This window comes from Vibrio inusitatus, assembly GCA_024346935.1.
In the GTDB taxonomy this organism is placed as follows: Bacteria; Pseudomonadota; Gammaproteobacteria; order Enterobacterales; family Vibrionaceae; genus Vibrio; species Vibrio inusitatus.
This window is the reverse complement of the sequence record AP024878.1, coordinates 575,959-596,833: the sequence shown is the minus strand read 5'-3', so window position 1 is coordinate 596,833 and position 20,875 is coordinate 575,959. Positions and strand designations below refer to the sequence as shown.

The window sequence follows — 20,875 nt, the reverse complement described above, 5'->3', positions numbered from 1 at the left end:
CCGTTATTGCCCGTAACGCTTAAGCCATTCTTTCTCAATCAATACTTGCCAGCTTGGATGAGGCTCATCAATTGCTTCAAACTGCTCAGAGGCCTGCGCACTTCCTTTCAAGTATTTATGTTCAAGAACAGAAGGGTCTCCCCATACCGCTAAGTCACCTTTATGTGATTGAGCTTCGGGACTAAGTAAAAAATTGATAGCAACTAGCGCACCTTCCTTCGCCGTGGCATTCCAAGGGATGGCTAAGAAGTGAATGTTTGAGAGAGCACCCGCATTCATCGCATATGGCTTAGTGGTGTATTCTAAATTTCCAGCCGCTTGTGCGGAATAAACCGCATTAGGATTAAACGTCAGTGCCAGATCCAGTTGTCCATCATCAAGCAGACGAATCATCTCAGCTGTGCCCGCAGGGAACTGCTTGCCACGTCTCCAAGCCACACTATGAAACTCATCTAGGTAAGTCCAAAGTAATGGGCTAAGTCGAGCAAAATCTTCTTCCGTTGCAGTTTTAGACAATGCAGGATCATTGTTTGAAAGCTCTATAAGCAGCGCCTTTAAGAAGCTGGTGCCATGAAATTCGGGTGGCTTAGGGTAACTCAAGCGATTTGGGTTCTGCTTGGCGTATCGGAGCATTTCAGCAAATGACGTAGGGGGCGCGACCAGTAATTCTTCATCGTAGATAAAAACCAACTGCCCTACTCCCCACGGCGCTTCCAGTCCTTCTGTTGGTTCAGAGAAATCCACCGCTACAGGTAACGATTGATCAACATATTGCCAATTAGGTAAAGACTCCGTGAAGGGCCCAAACAACAGCGTGTTCTCTTTCATCGATTTGAAGTTTTCTCCGTTAACCCAAACCAGATCAATGCTTCCACCTTCGCTTTTTCCTACGGCTTTTTCTGCAATTAAACGAGGAGTACTTTCTGCAATATCGGTCACCTTAACATGCTGTAATGTGACACTATATTGCTGTTGCAACTCGTTATTCGCCCATTGGATGTAGCGGTTAATTTCTTGACTCCCACCCCAAGCATGAAAATAGACGGTTTGTCCTTCAGCCTTTTTTTCCACTGCTTTCCAATCAAGTTCTTTTGCACCCACCCCAAACGCGGTACATAGCGTTAGGACTGCTGTGAGTATTTTCTTCATAATATTTTCCGTTATTTTCCGTGGCTAATGCCTTTAAACGAGTACTTCTCTGGAACACCGAGTGCCATGCTTCATAGTAATACGCGAGCGTAGCTGAACGTAAACAAATGTTGCATCCTATAACAAAGGCTGTGAATCTAAACGTTAAAGTAACATTTATCCCCCATAAAGACCTGCAATCGATTGAGTTTCTTTCACCGTTTCACTGTAGGTATGCCTGAGCGTTTGATTTTTGAACAGACATAAAAAAAGGCAGCCAATGCTGCCCTATAAAACTCAGGTTGTGAGTTACCACATAAGGTCATCGGGTACGACAAAGTCCTTATAAGGGTCATCTTCATCAGGTGTTTCTTCTTCTGATTGCATGGTTTCAACAATCGCCTCAGGGACACGAGTAGCTATTTTCTCAGCTACGATTGTCGGAATAACCGCATAGCTCTCGCCATCTCGAGCAATACTCAAAATACCTTTGATAAGCTGAGTACGGGACAGTTCTTCAACATATACAGACTTCACTAATGTACCGTCAGTAAAGTTATATTTGATTTCACCTTTAGAGGTATCGATACGGTTCATATCGATAAGTTGTTTTACTTGAGCCTTGAGTTCTTTCGCCAATCGCTGCTGTTCACGCTCTTGGTTAATTTGCTTATCGCGCTCTTGTTGTGCAACTCGGTTTTCTTCTGCCGCTGCTTTAGCTTCACGTGCTTGCACGCGAGATTTCTTAGCGCCTTTCTTTGCTTTCTTTAGCTTCTTCTCATTGACTAAGCCAGCTTTCAGCATTTGCTCTTGAAGGGTCAGTTTTGCCATCTGTAATTCTTCTATCTATCGATTAATCTGATTAGGACTATTTTCGCACGCCTCGGACCATTTTTCCTAATTTTTGAGTCACATAAAAAAAGCCCACAAGCTAAGCTTGTGGGCTCAAGTAAAACTAAATCATGTTAGCTAAGGATTATTCCCACTCGATAGTCGCAGGTGGTTTACCTGAGATATCGTAAACGACACGAGAAATACCCCCTACTTCATTGATGATACGGTTTGAAACCTTACCCAAGAAGTCGTATGGCAAATGTGCCCAATGCGCAGTCATGAAGTCGATCGTTTCTACTGCACGCAGAGAAACAACCCAATCGTATTTGCGGCCATCGCCCATTACACCTACAGAACGAACTGGCAAGAACACCGTAAATGCTTGAGATACCTTATGGTAAAGATCAGCGTTGTGCAGTTCTTCAATAAAGATAGCATCAGCACGACGTAGCAAATCACAGTACTCTTTCTTGATTTCACCAAGAACACGAACACCTAGACCTGGTCCTGGGAACGGATGACGATAAAGCATGTTGTAAGGAAGACCAAGCTCTAAGCCAATCTTGCGAACTTCATCTTTAAATAGCTCACGTAACGGTTCAACCAAACCCATTTCCATATCATCTGGAAGACCACCTACATTGTGGTGCGATTTGATAACGTGCGCTTTGCCTGTTTTAGAAGCCGCAGATTCAATAACATCAGGGTAAATAGTACCTTGAGCAAGCCATTTCGCATTCTCAAGTTTCTTAGATTCTTCATCGAATACATCAATGAAAACGTGACCGATGGTCTTACGCTTCTGTTCTGGATCTGATTGGCCTTCAAGAGCACTTAGGAAGCGTTCTTCTGCTTCAACCTTGATAATGTTTAGTCCAAAGTGGTCGCCAAACATATCCATTACTTGCTCGCCTTCATTAAGACGTAGCAGACCGTTGTCTACAAATACGCAAGTTAGCTTATCGCCAATTGCGCGGTGAACCAACATAGCAACAACCGATGAATCAACACCACCTGATAGGCCAAGGATCACTTCGTCATCGCCAACCTGCTCTTTAATACGAGCAATAGCATCGTCGATGATAGATTGAGATGTCCAAAGTTTTTCACAACCACAGATGTTGATAACGAAGTTTTCTAGCATACGCGCGCCCTGACGAGTGTGCGTTACTTCTGGGTGGAACTGAACACCGTAATATTTTTTCTCTTCGTTCGCCATTGCAGCATACGGACACGTATCTGTTTCAGCAATCTTAGTGAAGTCTGATGGGATTTCGACAACCTTGTCACCGTGACTCATCCACACATCGAGAAGTGCATTGCCGTCTTCTGCGATTGCATCTTCAATATTATTGAAGAGCGCTGACTTTTCTACCACTTCTACTTGAGCATAACCAAACTCACGCTCATCAGAGCCAGCAACTTTACCACCCAACTGCTCAGCCATCGTTTGCATGCCGTAACACACACCTAGAACTGGAACACCTGAGTCAAAAACGTATTGTGGAGCACGTGGAGAATTTTCTTCTGTCACACTCTCTGGACCACCAGAAAGGATAATACCGTCTGGGTTGAATTCACGGATATCCGATTCTTCTACATCCCAGCTCCAAAGCTCACAGTAAACACCAATTTCACGCACGCGACGCGCAACAAGTTGAGTGTACTGAGAACCAAAATCAAGGATCAAAATACGCTGGTCGTGGATATTCTTAGTCATTTAGAAATCTCAATAGTATTAGATGGATGGAGGAAAATGGCCTCCAAAACTTTAAATAAATGTCTCTTTAATCAAAAGAGCTTCTAGGGTGATATTTGCTAAGCTGAGTGCTTTGAAATCGAGGAGAAGGCGCGCAGCTTACAAAAGTAAATGAGCACCTTCGACGCAGAGTTCGAAGCAGTCAGCGACGAAAATATTAACCTAAGCGGTAGTTTGGAGCTTCTTTGGTAATCTGAACGTCATGAACATGAGATTCATTTAGACCGGCACCTGAAATACGAACAAACTCAGCTTTAGTACGCATATCTTCAATCGTTGCAGAGCCAGTTAAACCCATGCTCGAACGTAGACCACCCATTTGCTGGTGAACGATCTCTTTTAGGCGACCTTTATATGCGATACGACCTTCAATGCCTTCAGGAACAAGCTTGTCTGCAGCATTATCAGTTTGGAAGTAACGGTCAGAAGAACCTTGAGACATAGCGCCAAGAGAACCCATGCCACGGTATGACTTATAAGAACGACCTTGGTAAAGAATAACCTCACCCGGTGCTTCTTCAGTACCCGCAAACATTGAACCAACCATCACACAAGATGCGCCCGCTACGATAGCTTTACAGATATCACCAGAGAAACGGATACCACCATCAGCAATAACAGGGATATCAAACTCAGCGGCTACCTCTGCTGCATCTGCGATTGCAGTCACTTGAGGAACACCAACACCAGTCACGATACGAGTGGTACAGATAGAGCCAGGGCCGATACCTACTTTAACTGCGCTTACGCCAGCTTCGATAAGAGCACGAGCACCAGCACCTGTTGCAACGTTACCACCGATGATCTCAAGATCTGGGTGTGCTGCGCGAGTTTCGCGGATGCGGCTTAGTACACCTTCAGAGTGACCGTGTGAAGAATCAATAAGTAGAACATCAACACCCGCTTCAACAAGAGCAGCAACACGCTCTTCGTTACCAGCACCGGCGCCAACCGCAGCGCCTACACGTAAACGGCCACGCTCGTCTTTACATGCATTAGGCTTTCGCTCAGCTTTATGGAAATCTTTTGCTGTGATCATGCCGCGCAGTTTGAAATCGTTATTTACTACAAGAACTTTTTCAACGCGAGCTTCGTGCATTTTCTCTTGAACTTCTTCAGGAGAAGCGCCTTCTTTAACAGCAGCTAGGTCTTCTTTTGGCGTCATAACTGCTGAAACAGTTTTGCTCATATCCGTAACAAAACGAATATCACGGCCAGTAATAATGCCCACTAGCTCTTGATTATCGGCAACAACAGGGAAGCCTGCAAAGCCATGCTTTTCAGTTAGCTTCAGCACTTCTTCGATAGTTTGCTCAGGGCGAACCGTGACAGGATCAGAAACGATACCAGCTTCGAAGATCTTAACCTGACGAACCATCTCAGCTTGCTGCTCAATAGACATGTTCTTGTGAATAAAACCAATACCGCCTTCTTGAGCTAATGCGATAGCCAAGCGAGCTTCTGTAACTGTATCCATAGATGCAGAAATCATTGGGATATTAAGGTTGATATTCTTCGTCAAGCGGGTGCGAAGATCCGCTGTATTTGGGAGAACGGTGGAGTGTGCTGGAACCAGTAGGACGTCGTCGAAGGTCAGCGCTTCTTTGGCAATACGTAACATTTGCAATATCTCACAACATAGATGTTTAAAGTAAGGACCCAACGATTTACAAGGTTTTGTAAACTGAGTTGGATTGATATTGCGGACGGATTATACGCAGAGCGCAATCGTTTGGCTACACATTTTTTGGGATTAAATTTGCGCTTTAACCCTTACTGTGTAGTATATTGGCGCTATCCTCCATATTCACGTCTGACGAGCGTCATTTTGCCTTCCCAGCAATCTAACAACATCTTTACTGTTTCACGCCTTAATGCTGAAGTCCGCTTACTCCTCGAGAACGAAATGGGCGTGGTTTGGTTAATTGGCGAAATCTCAAACTTCTCAGCTCCTGTATCGGGTCACTGGTACCTGACACTCAAGGATTCACGCGCTCAAGTCAAATGTGCGATGTTCCGAGGCAATAATCGCCGGGTCACCTTCCGTCCAGAAAATGGCAAGCAAGTACTAGTTAAAGCAAGGCTTTCTCTTTACGAACCTCGTGGTGACTATCAGTTGATCATCGAATCAATGCAGCCAGAAGGCGATGGGCGACTGCAACAGCAGTTTGAAGAGCTAAAGATGCAACTTGCTGCGGAAGGACTGTTTGCGCAATCCAATAAGCTTGCAATACCAGAACACCCAAAACATGTTGGCGTGATCACCTCAGCTACAGGGGCAGCGCTACATGACATTCTCCAAGTACTCAAGCGACGCGATCCTAGCCTTCCTATCATCATTTACCCCACTATGGTGCAAGGTGACTCAGCGGCTATAAGTATTGCTCAAGCCATTGGGCTTGCCAACGAACGTAACGAATGTGATATTTTGATTGTTGGACGAGGTGGTGGGTCATTAGAAGATCTTTGGTGTTTCAATAATGAAATAGTGGCACGTACCATAGCCTCGAGCCAGATCCCTATCATTAGCGCAGTTGGACATGAAGTGGATGTCACTATTGCCGACTTCGTGTCAGATCTTCGTGCAGCGACACCGTCAGCTGCAGCCGAATTAGTTAGTCGAGATCAAAGCTTTAAACTGCAAGGTATATTAGCGAAGCAAAAGCAGCTAATTAACGCCATGAATCGTTACATTAGCCAACAGCAACAACAGGTATTGATTCAGCAACACAGATTAGAAAAACTTCATCCAAAGCATCAATTGCAAAAGCAAAGCCAGCAATTAGATGAAAAAGAAGCTCAGTTAAAGCGAGCGATGCTTGCTCAATTAAGTAGTGCAAAGCAACGTCTTTCTCGTTTTGAGATGCAACTAGAAATGCATGCTCCAGCCAATAAGATAGCGAAAAAGCAACAAACTCTAAGCCATTTAGAGCAAAGACTAAAAAAAGCCATCGAAGCACAAGTGCGGCAAGAAAGGCATCAATTTGAACTGCTTACCGAAAAGCTTGACGCAGTGAGTCCATTAGCAACAATGCGTCGAGGTTATTCGATTTCGACTAAACAAGGTAAAGTTGTCACTCAATCTCAGCAATTGAAATCCGGTGACACCTTGGTAACTCGATTTGCTGACGGAGAGGTTACATCACACGTACAATCCATCACACCTTCTCAGGATTAATAGTTCAAGGTTAATCAACTTTCTTAAACTCAAATCGAGCTCGAGACTTAGACTTGAGCTCATTACAACTTGCGTTGCAAAAATAGCTTTCCGCTCCGCATGCTTGCAGCTTTTCCAGTTCAACATCGCAATCAGGGCAAAAGGCGTGTTTCTTATAGTGTAACTGGCAATCGGCGCAATAATACTGACCATCCCAATCCAATTCTTTACTACACTCTGGGCAGATATTCTGTGACATAGAGAACCTCACAACTCTTAAATATTAACTGATGCTAATGTATCATGAGATAGGCTGATGTTTCTATTATGAGTCCTTTTTATCAAAAGCATCTTCTAACAGCATTTATGTGATCTTTGTTTGATCTTCTACTTTATTGGTCGTGATCAGCGATCTACCTAAAAAAGAACATTTATATAACCACACACCGAAAGCATAAGTTACATATGCTGTTTTTGAATTTAAAGCAGGATATAACACCGATAGATTGAACTTACAGCAAAATATAAGAGAATAATAAAAAGATCATCTAGCTAGAGAAATTCAAAAACACACAGATTACGGGCATAAAAAAACCGCTTCAGTGTTTGAAGCGGTTCTATTTAATACGTGGCTGCTTATTTCTTGCTACGGCCTCTAAGCATCTCAGAAAGGCGTTTCTTCTTACGCTCTTGCGAGATAGTCATCTTACTCGTTTTACCTTCAAACGGGTTTTCACTACTTTGGAACTGAATACGAATTGGTGTACCCATGATCTCCAACGAACGGCGGTAGTAGTTCATTAGGTAGCGTTTGTAAGAAGCAGGAAGATCATTAACCTGATTACCGTGAATCACCACGATTGGAGGGTTATAGCCACCTGCGTGCGCATACTTAAGCTTCACACGACGACCACGTACCATTGGTGGTTGGTGATCATCCGTTGCCATCTTCATAATACGAGTCAGAACAGACGTCCCTACGCGAGTCGTTGCCGACTTATAGGCTTCTTGTACTGATTCAAATAGATTACCAACGCCTGTACCATGCAAAGCAGAGATAAAGTGAATTCGTGCAAAATCAACAAAACCTAGACGACGATCCAACTCTTTCTTTACGTGTTCTTTAACGTCAGTATCAAGACCATCCCACTTATTTACAGCAATCACGATAGAACGACCCGCGTTCAGCGCAAAGCCTAATAGGCTTAAATCTTGATCTGAAATATTCTCACGCGCATCAATGACTAGCAGTACAACGTTTGCATCTTCTACTGCTTTCAGAGTTTTCACCACGGAGAACTTTTCTACAGTTTCATTAATGCGTCTACGACGGCGTACACCTGCAGTATCGATCAATACGTATTCACGCTCGTCTCGCTGCATTGGAATGTAAATAGAGTCACGTGTCGTGCCGGGCATGTCATACACAACAACACGTTCTTCACCCAGAATACGGTTAGTCAGTGTTGATTTGCCTACATTAGGTCGGCCAATAATAGCCAGTTTAATCGGTTGGTCTTGTAGACGCTTGAATTCCAGTTCAGCTTCTTCTTCTGTGTATTCTAGTTTCTCTTCTTCTTCATCTTCGAAACCAGTGAGATCTTCTATTTCACCTTGCTCTTTCAGTAGAGCTTCAGCAAATGGATTCAATGCACGATCAATCAATACACTTACACCACGACCGTGAGCCGCGGCAATTTGATACATGTCTTCAACGCCCAACTGCCAAAATTCAGCACTTGCCGCATCAGCATCAATACCATCGACCTTGTTGACCACCAACATAGCTGGCTTCTCAATGCGACGTAAATGTTGAGCAATCGCCTCATCCGACACAGTTAAGCCAGCACGGCCATCAACCATAAACAGTACAACATCAGCTTCATCAATCGCAGCTAGCGACTGTTCGGCCATTTTGGTTTCCACACCCTCTTCAGTACCATCGATACCGCCAGTATCGATAACTATAAACTCATGCTCGCCAAGTTTAGCTCGACCGTATTTTCTATCACGTGTCAGACCAGGAAAGTCTGCTACCAGTGCATCTCTAGTACGAGTTAAGCGGTTGAATAATGTGGATTTTCCTACGTTAGGACGCCCAACAAGCGCAACAACTGGAACCATAATGACCTCAAAATAAAAAGCGTTATGTAGCTATAGGTAAGACGGTTTTCTTAATCCCTGCTTACCTATAACTACACTAAAATTAATAACAAAACGGCTCTTAACTGTTTCCAGTCAAGAGCCAATTGTGAATTATATCACGTTATTCGAACGTCGGAAGATCTAATTGATCTTCAGCATCTTGACGCTACCATTACGTGTTGTGATAACAAAACCGTCGTCAACCTCAATAGGAGCGACAGCAAAACCACTATCATGCTCTAGCTGCTGGGAGATAAACTCACCGGTATTACGATCTATCCAATGCAGATAGCCTTCGCTATCACCTAATACAATTTTACGATCTATGATTGCAGGTGCTGTAAGCAAACGGTATTCAAGCTCTTTGTTTTGCCAAAGTTCAGTACCACTTCGTGCATCTACAGCAACCACAAAATCTTTATCTGTTACCAAGTAAATATTACGACCGTCTGTCGTCATATCTTGCGCAGAAGAGTAATTACGCTTCCAAGCAGGAGAGCCAGAACGAAGATCGATAGCAACAAGCTGTCCATTGATACCAATGGTGTACAACATACCCGCAACAATCAAAGGCTTGGCATCAGAATCAACCAGACGATCAATTTCTGTCGCGCCTTTTGGCGTTCCTACCGGTTGCTGCCAAATCATTTGACCACGCTCTACAATAGCGGCAGCTAAACGACCATTAGCCGTACCCCAGAAAACACCGCCTGAAACGGCCACTGGAGAACTAGTCCCACGTAATGTTAAGTTTGGTACTTCAGTGCTAACCGTCCACATTTCGTTACCGGTTTCTTCCTCTAGGGCGACAAGCGCACCACGAGTAGTGTGAACAAGTACTAAGTTGGCATCAGTTTCGGGGACAGACAACACTTCACCGTCCACTTCCACACGCCACTTCTCTTCACCGGTTTCGGCATCAAGGGCGATCATCTCACCGTTTTCAGTCCCAATGAACAGCTTTCCGTATGAAGCGTTGATTCCGCCCGATAGACGAGCAGGTACATCTTTCTCAAGATCTGCTGTCCAAATTTTACCACCAGACTCAGGGTCGAGTGCCATTACCTCGCCATCACGGCTAGCAACAAACACTTTATTGTAGGCGTAAGTAGGTGTCAGCTTAGAGAAATATTGCCCTACCCCATCACCGACAGAAGTTGACCACACAACCTCCGGTGTAAATTGACTTTCTACTACAGGCACAGGAGCCATGATAATAGTGTCTTCTTCACTGGCACAGCCGACAACAGCCGTCGCAACAGCTGCAATAAGTGTTCGACGAAGCCACTTGTTAGTTAGCATGCAATGCAGTCCTATTTCGCTAGATCGTCAAGTTTGAACTGGATAGTTTGGCTCGCATCTGCCGCTTGTTGCGCTTCAGAGTAAGCCGTTAAAGCGCCTTCGCTATCGCCATTGCGCAGCAGTAGATCGCCTTTTAGTTCAGCAACACGACCTTCCCAGCCTGCAACTTGCATTGCAGAAAGGTCTGCAATTGCACCGTCAACATCACCAGTTTCAGCTTTAACACGCGCCACACGAAGTGTAATGACAGGTACAATCGCACCATCTTTAGTATTGGCTTTCGCCCACTCTAGTTGTGCTAGCGCTTCTTTGTATTGTGCTGCCGCAACTTGAGCTTGTGATAACTGCAGAGCTGCAAGCACTGCGTACTCGCGATCAGCATTATCATTGATAAAAGTTTGCACTTGTTCTGTGGCATCTAGACCTTGAACTTGCAGAGCTTGAATAGTTTTACCATAAGCATCTGATGCAGCTTCTTGACCAGAAACTACTGAATCTTGGTAGTAACGCCAACCAAATAGGCCACCAAGACCAATTACAGCACCCAAGATGACTGCTTTACCATTCTCTTTCCACCAATCCTTGATGGCTTCAACTTGTTGTTCTTCGCTATCGTACAATTCCACGACCGATCCTCTTAAATTAATTCTTTTAGTTTGTTCACAAGATCTGCTTGCGCGATAGTGATTTGCTCGCCGCCGATAAGATCCTTAACCACAACGTTGTTTTCTGATACTTCATTTTCACCCAGAACTAGGGCTACTGCTGCGCCGACTTTGTCAGCACGCTTGAATTGTTTCTTGAAATTACCACCACCAAAGTGGTTCATTACACGAAGTTCAGGCATTTGCTCACGCAAACTTTCTGCTAGCTTCATTCCCGCCATCAAAGTACCTTCGCCTGCAGTAACAACATACGCATCTACAGAGCGACGAACTTCATTTAATTCCAGTGTTTCGAGCATAAGAACCAAACGCTCTAGCCCCATAGCAAAGCCTACTGCTTTAGTTGGCTTACCTCCGAGTTGTTCAACAAGACCATCGTAACGACCACCACCACAAACAGTGCCTTGTGAGCCTAGGCTCTCAGTGATCCACTCGAATACTGTACGGTTGTAGTAATCCAAGCCACGAACTAGACGTTCATTAACTTGGTATTCGATTCCAGCGGCATCAAGAAGTTCACACAAACCCGCAAAGTGCTCTTTCGATTCTGCATCAAGGTAGTCCGAAAGACGTGGAGCATCACCTAAAATAGCCTGAACATCAGGATTTTTAGTGTCGAGTACACGCAAAGGGTTAGTGTGCATGCGACGCTTACAATCGTCATCCAAAATGTCGATATGTAGCTCAAGATACGCGACAAGTGCAGTACGATAGTTTGCGCGAGCTTCTAATGAACCGATAGAGTTCAGCTCTAGGCGAACATGCTTATCAATACCCAACTCACGCCACAAACGCGCGGTCATCATGATTAGCTCTGCATCTACATCAGGACCGTCAATACCAAATACCTCAACGCCACATTGGTGGAATTGACGGTAACGACCTTTCTGAGGGCGCTCATGACGGAACATTGGGCCCATGTACCATAGACGCTGCTCTTGGTTGTACAGCAAACCATTTTCGATTCCTGCACGTACACAACCGGCAGTACCTTCTGGACGCAGTGTTAAACTATCGCCATTGCGATCTTCAAAGGTATACATTTCTTTTTCAACGACATCGGTAACCTCACCGATAGCGCGACTAAATAGATTAGTCATTTCAACGATAGGCATACGCACTTCGTTATAGCCGTAAGCACTGACTACACGCTGAACGGTTGACTCAAGTTTCTGCCACAAAGGAGATTGAGTGGGTAGGCAGTCATTCATGCCTCGGATTGCTTGGATTGATTTTGCCACAATTAAATACCGTGTATTGTCAGGGCCTACGCCCTGAGCATTTATTCTTGAATATCGTTAACGTCGATTCGGTTTGCTGGGTCAAGTTGACTCGCTTTTGAACGAATCTTTGCCTCTAGCTGATCGATGATATTGTCATTATCGAAGCGCTCTTTTTGGCGTTTGCCATCTAAGTAGTAAGCACTCTTTCTATTACCACCAGCAAGTCCCAAATGTGATACTTCAGCCTCACCAGGACCATTTACAACACAACCAATGATGGATACATCCATTGGCGTAATAATGTCTTCTAGGCGTTGCTCTAGTACATTAACCGTATTGATTACATCAAACTCTTGACGTGAGCAGGTTGGGCAAGCAATAAAGTTGATGCCACGAGAGCGAATACGAAGTGATTTGAGGATATCGAATCCTACCTTCACTTCTTCAACTGGATCGGCAGCCAGAGAAACGCGTAGCGTATCACCGATGCCCTCAGACAATAGCATGCCTAGACCTACCGCCGACTTCACTGAGCCCGCTCTAGCGCCACCTGCTTCGGTGATGCCTAGGTGTAATGGTTGATCGATCTTTGTTGCTAGTAGCCGATAAGAGTCCACCGCCAAAAATACATCTGACGCTTTAACACTTACCTTGAATTGATCAAAGTTAAGGCGGTCTAGAATATCCACATGACGCATCGCTGATTCTACCAAGGCTGCAGCCGTTGGTTCGCCATACTTTTCTTGAATCTCTTTCTCGAGAGATCCGCCATTCACACCAATACGAATGGGGATGTTCATATCACGAGCACAATCAACCACAGAGCGAATACGGCTTTCATTACCAATATTACCTGGGTTAATGCGCAAGCAATCAACACCATATTCTGCGACTTTTAACGCAATTCGGTAGTCGAAATGAATATCAGCAATCAAAGGAACGTTAACTTGCTGTTTAATCGCTTTGAACGCTTCAGCCGCATCCATCGTAGGTACAGAAACACGTACCAAGTCAGCCCCTACTTTTTCAAGGGAGCGAATTTGTGCGACCGTGGCTTCTACATCTGTAGTTCGGGTGTTCGTCATTGACTGGACGGCAATAGGTGCGCCGTCGCCAATGGCTACGTCGCCTACATAGATGCGCGTCGAAGAACGACGCTTAATTGGGGATTCGTGATGCATAGTTACTCTGCAGTGAAACGTGCTACTTTGCCTGCAGTATACCTAGAAAGGTCGACAGGTTCACCCGAAATTGAGAGTGAAACCACCTCTGGTGCACCAAGAACAAATTTGAATGGTCCTTGTCCTTCTAGTTTGAGTTGTTGACCCGCAGTTTTTACGCCAGTCCACAGCGTTTTACCGTTCACATCTTGCACCTGAATCCAGCAGTCTGCTTTGAAACTCATCGCAATGCTTGGCATTGACGTTTCCGTTATTTCAGGTAACTGCACAGGCTGTGGAGCATCCGCATCGACTGTTTCTTCAGCATCAGCAGTCGATGTAGGTTCTAGACCTAATTCCGCTTCATTTCGCGCAGCTTCATTGTCAGTTGAAGCCAATGGCTCTCTATTTGGAGACTGAGGCTCAGCTAGCAATTGAGCATCTAATGCAGGATCATAGCTTTCTTCTAACACTGACTCATTCACTTCAACCGGTTCGCTGACCACTGTGTCTGAGTTTTGCTCACTCTGCCACCACCAAACCGCAGATATACCCACTATGATAGCGAAGATACCCCAAGTCAGTTTCATGATGTTGTTATCGTGTTTGGTTTTCTTTGTTTGCTGAGAAAAGCTTTGCATTTTATCTTCAGTAGGCTTAGCAAATTCTGAGCTATCAAACAGTTCTAGCAATACTTTTTCATCAGCACCGACTGCGCGAGCGTAAGAGCGAATATAGCCGCGAGTAAAAGTATGCACTTGGCCCAATTGGAAGTCATTACTATCAATACTTTGTATGATAGCGACCCTAAGACGCAAACGATCCGCAATCTCTTTTTGATCAATCCCCAAAGACTCACGTTTTGCTCTTAGGATGTCACCCACCATAGGGGATGTTGCGTGACCCTCTTTAGAGTCAAGATGTTGTGTATCTGTATTGCTGGATTCTTTGCTCATTCTTTATAGTACTTCAATCTTTAAGGAGGTCTAGATGGGGATTCGCCACTCTTTCGTTACGGATGATTGTGGTCCAATTCATCTTGTAACCGTTGCGTCTCTACCCTTGGTCCAAACCTCGTGTGAATTTGTTGTAATCGCTGCTGAGCTTCGCTAAAGGCGCCGAAGTGAACAGATAGTTTTACCAGTTCAATACTGCTTCGGAAGCGAGATGGCTCATGCTCTAAAGACTTAAGAAAATAGGTCTCAGCGAGTCGCAAATTACCTTGCATTGTGGCGCACAGACCTGCATTTTCATAACTTGCGGAGACATAGTCGTAGTCAGACTGTTGAATCGCACGCTCAAACTGTCTTTGAGCTAAGGTATATTCTTGTCGTCGACATAGAAACACACCATAGTCATTCAATACCTCACCGCTTGTTGGTGATTCAGTCAATGCTTTTTTATACCAAACATCAGCCAGTTCAGGCTCTGCTACCTGCTGATAATAATAGGCTATTGCGGAGGAAGCGCGTACATAATTAGGCGCATAACGGTGTGCCAGCTCAAGATTTTGCTTTGCTCTGACATTATGCCCTAGTGCTAGATAGTTTATACCGAGCTCTATTCTGGCATCCGCTGCTTTGAAAGGGTTGAATTGCGCGTTTCCAGCCTCACCATCAACTGTAACACAACCGACTAAAAGACTGAGTAAAAAAAGTGTGACCAATCCTTTAAACATAAGGTTCCCCGATAGTTATACCAGGGAACCTCAGTCAAATTAGTCAACGAGTATACTTTCCGTTAAAGAGATTTAACTGGAATGGCTTCCCCAGTGTTCTTCTGGGTACGCTTGGTTCGGTCGATAACATCACCTACTAATTGACCACAAGCAGCATCAATATCGTCACCTCGCGTCTTGCGCACCGTTACCGTGTAGTCGTATTGCATCAAGGTTTTTTGGAAACGGTCGATACGTGAATTACTCGGTTTCTTATAAGGTGAACCAGGATACGGATTAAAAGGTATTAAATTTATCTTCGCTGGCGTATCTTTGAGCAATTCTGCGAGTTGCCTCGCATGATCCATATCATCATTCACGTGATCAAGAAGCACGTACTCTACAGTCACCTTGCCACGGTTTGCATTCGAGGATGCGATATAACGACGGACAGATTCTAAGAAGTCTTGAATGTCCCAACGGTCATTGATCGGCATGATTTGGCTACGGAGTTCATCTGTAGGTGCATGCAATGAAATCGCTAGTGCAACGTCAATATTGCCGGTCATTTGGTCAAGACCAGACACCACACCAGAGGTAGATACAGTCACTCGACGCTTAGACAAGCCAAACCCTAAATCATCTAACATGATGTTCAGAGATGGCATTAGGTTTTTCATATTAAGTAGAGGCTCACCCATACCCATCATAACGACGTTAGTAATTGGACGGCGACCTGTCTCTTTCTCTAGACCGATTTCACGAGCTGCACGCCAAATCTGACCGACAATCTCAGATACTCGGAGATTACGGTTAAAGCCCTGTTGTGCCGTTGAGCAGAATGTACACGCAAGCGCACAGCCTACTTGTGAAGAAACGCACAATGTAGCTCTATCGCCATCAGGGATATATACCGTCTCAACGTCTTGGTCACCTACACGCATAGCCCATTTAATGGTGCCATCGCTAGAGTGCTGAGCTTCTGAAACGTAAGGTGAACGTATCTCTGTAAGACGTTGCAATTTCTCACGTAGTTTCTTGTTTAGGTTGGTCATTTTTTCAAAGTCATCACAACCAAAGTGGTAGATCCACTTCATTATCTGATCTGCGCGGAATGCTTTTTCACCCAGCTCATCAGCAAAGTACTGACGTAGGCCTTGGCGATCAAAATCAAGCAGATTTACTTTTGCTTTAGTCATGGTGCCTCTCAACGACGAACAACAAATCTAGGGGCGCAGATTGTACAGGGTTTGTGCAACAGCAACAAGAAATATGTGATTTAGGTCAATCTAACAAAAAAGACCTAAGCTTTCGCTTAAGTCTTTTTTTGCTAAAAGCTGTCAGCTGTCAGTTTCTTGGATGAATTTCTGAAGTAGGGAAGAAGAACTCTATTTCGCGAGCAGCAGATGCAGGACTGTCTGAGCCGTGTACAGAGTTGTAACGCATGCTCAGGGCGTAATCCGCACGGATAGTGCCGCAGGCAGCTTGTTCTGGATTAGTCTTACCCATCAACTCACGGTAACGACAGATAGCATCCTCACCTTCAAGCACTTGAACCATGATAGGACCAGAAGTCATAAACTCTTTTAGTTCAGGAAAAAACTCTTTGCCTTCATGCTCTGCATAAAAACCACTCGCTTGCTCCTCAGTAAGATGTAGCATTTTTGCCGCTACGATACGCAAGCCCGCTTGTTCCATACGCTGATAGATAGCACCAATTAGGTTACGTTTTACAGCATCTGGCTTCACGATAGAAAATGTTCTTTCAATGGCCATTTAATTTCCTTATAGCTCTTGGATTGTCAAAAACAATGGTTAAAACAATTATTCTCTTATGGTAAAAGAGGCCCGAAAGGGCCTCAATTCTTATTATTGATTGTTCAGAAGGTTTGCAAGTGTACGCACGCCCATACCTGTACCACCAGCAGCCCACTTATCAGTCGCTGACTTGCGGTAAGCACCTGCACAGTCAATGTGCAACCAGCCTGTTTTATAATCATCGACAAAGTACGATAAGAAACCAGCAGCAGTAGATGCACCTGGAGCGAAATCACCACTACTGATGTTAGATAGATCCGCAAAGTTAGACGGCAACATACCACGATGGAAATCGGCTAGAGGCAATGGCCATAGACCTTCTTTTTCTTCTGCAGCACATGCAAGCGCCTGTTCAGAAAATGCAGAATCAAAGCTAAACAATGCATGGAAATCATTACCCAGGGCATTTTTAGCTGCGCCAGTTAAGGTTGCGCAGTCAATAATAACCTCAGGGTTTTGCTCGCTTGCATAAATAAGGCCATCAGCCAATACCAAGCGCCCTTCAGCGTCGGTGTTCATGATTTCTACTGTCTTGCCATTCTTATAGGTAATAACGTCACCCAGTTTGACAGCTCGACCAGATATCATATTTTCTGCACAACATAGAATCAGTTTGACGCGCTTGTTTAAACCACGAAGAATCGCTAATGCTAAACCACCTGTAATGGTCGCTGCACCGCCCATGTCCGCTTTCATTGCGGTCATGCCTTGAGATGGTTTAATGCTATAGCCGCCTGAGTCAAAGGTAATCCCCTTGCCTACCAGACATGCCATTACTGGAGCATCAGGATCACCTGTCGGGTTGAAGTCTAGCTGTAACATAGCGGAGGTTCTTGCTGAGCCGCGACCTACTGCATAGATACCTTCCCAACCTTCCGTTAAAAGGTCTTTATCTTTAACGATACGGTACTTAACTAGGCCTGGTGCAACTGACTTGATAAGCTCACCCGCCATTGTAGCCAATTGGCGTGGCGCGACTTCTTCTGCACTCTTATTGATGATATCGCGAGTCCAGTTAGCCACCTTAATACGATCTTGAAGCTCTTTTTCATCGGCTTCAGCCAATGGTTGCCATTCTAGTGCGTTATCGCGTCTTGGATTACGGAAGCCTTGAGCAAAAGACCAAATGCCTTCTAGATCCCAACCTTCGCCAACGAGAGTAACGTTCTTGATACCTTGTGCGTCTAGCTTACGACCTGCTTTTTGAATAGCGCCGTAATCATGGCCTTGACCAATGTGCACAGAACAACCTTGCTCTGTGTGAGAAAGAATGGCATTTACGCCCCATTGAGGTGCTGCTTTATCTGTAGATAGTGATACTTGCATTGCTGTAGACATGACCTCTCCTTGCCCTCTACTTGTCTTATTATGTTTGTTACTTTTATGTATCTCAAGATACAGGAATCCTAGTCCCTCCGACAGAGGAAACTCAGTTATTAATGGAAAGTAAGATATCCCTTTCCTAACAAGCTGTTTCTTGTAGATTATGACCGTTTTTATTAGCCCATTATGCCTAGGCTAAGTGTCAAAAACATAAAAATCGGGCTCTAAGGCCCGATTTTTATTAAATTTATGTTAAGTGAACGATTAATCCGCCTCGTCCATCCAACAAAGGATAACGGCTTCTAAGATTTTCTCATTAGAGTGCTTCGGATCGTCATCAAAATCTTCCAGTTCTAATATCCATTGATGCAAGTCAGTAAAGCGTACTGTCTGAGGGTCTACCTCTGGAAACTTTTCCACTAACTCAATGGCAATATCTCTAGTATCTATCCATTTCATGCAAACCTCCTTGTTAGCTAAATTGATTAATGATCTTCCGATGCGTGGTTTAGCGTGTAGCGAGGGATCTCAACAACGAGGTCTTCATCTGCAACAATCGCTTGGCAACCTAGACGAGACTCAGGCTCTAGGCCCCATGCTTTATCTAACATATCGTCTTCGAGTTCTTCGCTCTCTTCTAGAGAGTCGAAACCTTCACGCACAATCACGTGGCAGGTAGTACAAGCACACGACTTCTCACATGCATGTTCAATGCCGATCCCATTCTTTAGAGCCACATCGAGTACGGTTTCACCCGTATTGGCTTCTAATACAGCACCTTCAGGGCAAAGATCATCATGGGGTAAAACTACAATTTTAGGCATAATTGCTTATCTCTATATATCATCTACTGATTGGCCAGACAAAGCCTGACGAATCGATTTATCCATACGACGGGAAGCGAAATCTTGGCTCGCTTTATCCGTCTGCTTAATTCCGTCTTCAATCGCATCAGCATCATCGCCGTTACGTAAGGCGATAAGGTCTTCAATAACTTCAAGCAGTGCAGCACGCTCTTGCTCGCTGAGCAATTCATCACCATCGGCTTGTAATGCGGCAATCAAACCTTCGATAACACGATCGGCCTCAACGCATTGCTCCGCTAACGCTCTTGCTTGCATATCTTCTTTAGCAAAGGTCATTGAGTCTTTCAGCATATTCGCGACTTCATTATCACTTAGACCATATGAAGGCTTGACCTGAATTTCAGCTTGTACACCTGTACTCTTTTCCATAGCGGTCACTGAAAGTAAGCCATCAGCATCTACCTGGTACGTCACACGAATATGCGCAGCGCCTGCCGCCATTGGCGGAATGCCCTTCAATGCAAACTTAGCTAACGAGCGACAGTCATCAACCATCTCTCGTTCACCTTGTACCGTGTGCACAGTCATTGCGGTTTGGCCGTCTTTAAAGGTCGTGAACTCTTGCGCTCTTGCTACTGGTATAGTGGTGTTACGAGGAATAATTTTCTCAACCAATCCTCCCATAGTTTCTATACCCAGAGACAGTGGAATAACGTCCAGTAACAGCATATCTGAATCAGGCTTATTGCCTGCAAGAATATCTGCTTGAATTGCAGCGCCTAAAGCAACCACTTCGTCAGGGTTAATGCTCGTTAACGGTTCTTTATCAAAGAACTCACCCACCATAGAGCGGACTAAAGGTGTACGTGTAGACCCGCCTACCATCACAACCTCAAGTACCTCATCATTATCAACCTGAGCATCTTTCAAAGCACGGCGACAAGACATGAGTGTTTTCTTCACTAGAGCGCGAATAAGATCGTCAAAAGTTTCTCGAGAAATCTCACCTTGCCAATCTAATACAGAAACCTGAGTTGTCTCGTTATTAGATAGGGCAATCTTAGTCTTTGCTGCAGCATTGAGTAAGATACGGTTCTGTTCATCCGATAAGGAGTCTAGACCCATTTCTTTTTGAATGTGTTCAGCAAGAAGATGATCAAAGTCATCACCGCCTAGCGCCGAGTCTCCACCCGTTGACAGCACTTCAAATACACCTTTAGACAAGCGTAAGATCGAGATATCAAAAGTACCGCCACCCAGATCATAAACGGCAATAACGCCTTCTTGCCCTGAGTCTAGCCCATAAGCGATAGCCGCCGCTGTTGGTTCGTTAAGTAAGCGAAGTACATTCAATCCGGCAAGTTTGGCTGCGTCTTTTGTGCCTGCACGCTGTGCATCGTCAAAATAAGCCGGCACGGTGATCACTACACCAGTAAGCTCTCCGCCTAACGTAGATTCCGCTCGCTGACCTAATGCTCTGAGAATATCCGCAGATACTTCAATAGGGTTCTTACTGCCAAGTGTCGTTTGTAAAATAGGTAAGCCATTGTCGCTGTTCAAAAATGAATACGGCAACTTTGGATAACGCTGTTTAATGTCTTCAACCGAACGGCCTAAAAGTCGCTTCACTGAAATAATGGTATTTTTAGGGTCTGTCTCTGCCGCATCCAAGGCAGAATAACCTACATTGAAGCCATCTAATTTGTAATGCACCGCCGATGGTAAGATAGCGCGGTCTTCTGCATCAAGGAGTGGACTTGCTTGCCCGCTGCGCACTGAAGCAACGAGTGAGTTTGTGGTACCTAGGTCAATACCTGCTGCGAGCTTATGTTCATGAGGTGCAGAACTTTGGCCTGGTTCTGCTATCTGTAGTAATGGCATGACATTCCTATTCTATA

The 20,875-nt window shown here is 44.7% G+C and carries 19 protein-coding genes; 1 reads left to right on the top strand and 18 read right to left on the bottom strand.

All coding sequences use genetic code 11. The features are described from left to right. Positions 1-3 precede the first annotated feature (3 nt). The 4 genes from OCU48_RS02805 to guaB all read right to left on the bottom strand — a co-directional run bounded on the left by OCU48_RS02805 (position 4) and on the right by guaB (position 5,342). Positions 4-1,149, bottom strand: a complete 1,146-nt coding sequence (locus tag OCU48_RS02805; protein ID WP_141343611.1) for an ABC transporter substrate-binding protein — start codon at positions 1,147-1,149, stop codon at positions 4-6. Positions 1,150-1,437: 288 nt separating this feature from the next. Beyond that, positions 1,438-1,959, bottom strand: a complete 522-nt coding sequence (locus tag OCU48_RS02800) for a DUF2058 domain-containing protein (protein ID WP_141343610.1) — start codon at positions 1,957-1,959, stop codon at positions 1,438-1,440. A gap of 145 nt (positions 1,960-2,104) precedes the next feature. Further along, complete coding sequence (gene guaA, locus OCU48_RS02795) at positions 2,105-3,682, bottom strand: glutamine-hydrolyzing GMP synthase (protein ID WP_141343609.1); 1,578 nt, start codon at positions 3,680-3,682, stop codon at positions 2,105-2,107. Between the two features lie 196 nt (positions 3,683-3,878). Beyond that, on the bottom strand, positions 3,879-5,342 hold the full coding sequence (gene guaB / locus OCU48_RS02790; RefSeq protein ID WP_141343608.1) for an IMP dehydrogenase: 1,464 nt from the start codon (positions 5,340-5,342) through the stop codon (positions 3,879-3,881). A gap of 207 nt (positions 5,343-5,549) precedes the next feature. Between guaB and xseA the strand changes: the two genes are divergently transcribed. Then, complete coding sequence (gene xseA / locus OCU48_RS02785; RefSeq protein WP_141343607.1) at positions 5,550-6,899, top strand: exodeoxyribonuclease VII large subunit; 1,350 nt, start codon at positions 5,550-5,552, stop codon at positions 6,897-6,899. 10 nt (positions 6,900-6,909) lie between these two features. Here xseA and OCU48_RS02780 read toward each other — a convergent pair whose 3' ends face one another. The 14 genes from OCU48_RS02780 to hscA all read right to left on the bottom strand — a co-directional run bounded on the left by OCU48_RS02780 (position 6,910) and on the right by hscA (position 20,858). Then, positions 6,910-7,137: a zinc ribbon domain-containing protein gene (locus tag OCU48_RS02780; RefSeq protein ID WP_141343606.1), complete on the bottom strand. Its 228-nt coding sequence runs from the start codon at positions 7,135-7,137 to the stop codon at positions 6,910-6,912. A 377-nt stretch (positions 7,138-7,514) separates the two neighbouring features. Next, complete coding sequence (gene der / locus OCU48_RS02775; protein ID WP_141343605.1) at positions 7,515-9,002, bottom strand: ribosome biogenesis GTPase Der; 1,488 nt, start codon at positions 9,000-9,002, stop codon at positions 7,515-7,517. Positions 9,003-9,164: 162 nt separating this feature from the next. Beyond that, positions 9,165-10,325: an outer membrane protein assembly factor BamB gene (gene bamB, locus OCU48_RS02770; protein ID WP_141343604.1), complete on the bottom strand. Its 1,161-nt coding sequence runs from the start codon at positions 10,323-10,325 to the stop codon at positions 9,165-9,167. 11 nt (positions 10,326-10,336) lie between these two features. Further along, positions 10,337-10,951, bottom strand: coding sequence for a YfgM family protein (locus OCU48_RS02765; protein WP_141343603.1), 615 nt, complete (start codon positions 10,949-10,951; stop codon positions 10,337-10,339). Between the two features lie 11 nt (positions 10,952-10,962). Beyond that, positions 10,963-12,231 (bottom strand): histidine--tRNA ligase, encoded by a 1,269-nt coding sequence (hisS, locus tag OCU48_RS02760; RefSeq protein WP_141343602.1) that lies wholly within the window; start codon positions 12,229-12,231, stop codon positions 10,963-10,965. A gap of 41 nt (positions 12,232-12,272) precedes the next feature. Beyond that, positions 12,273-13,394, bottom strand: coding sequence for a flavodoxin-dependent (E)-4-hydroxy-3-methylbut-2-enyl-diphosphate synthase (ispG, locus tag OCU48_RS02755; protein WP_141343601.1), 1,122 nt, complete (start codon positions 13,392-13,394; stop codon positions 12,273-12,275). A gap of 2 nt (positions 13,395-13,396) precedes the next feature. Further along, complete coding sequence (locus OCU48_RS02750; protein WP_141343600.1) at positions 13,397-14,329, bottom strand: RodZ domain-containing protein; 933 nt, start codon at positions 14,327-14,329, stop codon at positions 13,397-13,399. Between the two features lie 56 nt (positions 14,330-14,385). Continuing rightward, entirely contained in the window at positions 14,386-15,051 is a 666-nt protein-coding gene (gene pilW, locus OCU48_RS02745) for a type IV pilus biogenesis/stability protein PilW (protein ID WP_141343599.1), read from the bottom strand. Between the two features lie 62 nt (positions 15,052-15,113). Continuing rightward, positions 15,114-16,229 carry a dual-specificity RNA methyltransferase RlmN gene (gene rlmN, locus OCU48_RS02740; RefSeq protein ID WP_017028343.1) on the bottom strand — a complete coding sequence of 372 codons (1,116 nt, stop codon included), beginning with the start codon at positions 16,227-16,229 and terminating at the stop codon, positions 15,114-15,116. A gap of 148 nt (positions 16,230-16,377) precedes the next feature. Continuing rightward, positions 16,378-16,806: a nucleoside-diphosphate kinase gene (gene ndk, locus OCU48_RS02735; protein ID WP_141343598.1), complete on the bottom strand. Its 429-nt coding sequence runs from the start codon at positions 16,804-16,806 to the stop codon at positions 16,378-16,380. Between the two features lie 93 nt (positions 16,807-16,899). Continuing rightward, positions 16,900-18,186 carry an aminopeptidase PepB gene (gene pepB / locus OCU48_RS02730; protein ID WP_141343597.1) on the bottom strand — a complete coding sequence of 429 codons (1,287 nt, stop codon included), beginning with the start codon at positions 18,184-18,186 and terminating at the stop codon, positions 16,900-16,902. Positions 18,187-18,435: 249 nt separating this feature from the next. Further along, on the bottom strand, positions 18,436-18,630 hold the full coding sequence (gene iscX, locus OCU48_RS02725) for a Fe-S cluster assembly protein IscX (RefSeq protein ID WP_141343596.1): 195 nt from the start codon (positions 18,628-18,630) through the stop codon (positions 18,436-18,438). 26 nt (positions 18,631-18,656) lie between these two features. Continuing rightward, the gene (gene fdx, locus OCU48_RS02720) at positions 18,657-18,995 is read right to left on the bottom strand and encodes an ISC system 2Fe-2S type ferredoxin (RefSeq protein ID WP_017032736.1); all 339 of its coding nucleotides are present in this window, start codon (positions 18,993-18,995) and stop codon (positions 18,657-18,659) included. Positions 18,996-19,007: 12 nt separating this feature from the next. Further along, complete coding sequence (gene hscA / locus OCU48_RS02715) at positions 19,008-20,858, bottom strand: Fe-S protein assembly chaperone HscA (protein WP_141343595.1); 1,851 nt, start codon at positions 20,856-20,858, stop codon at positions 19,008-19,010. Positions 20,859-20,875 lie beyond the last annotated feature (17 nt).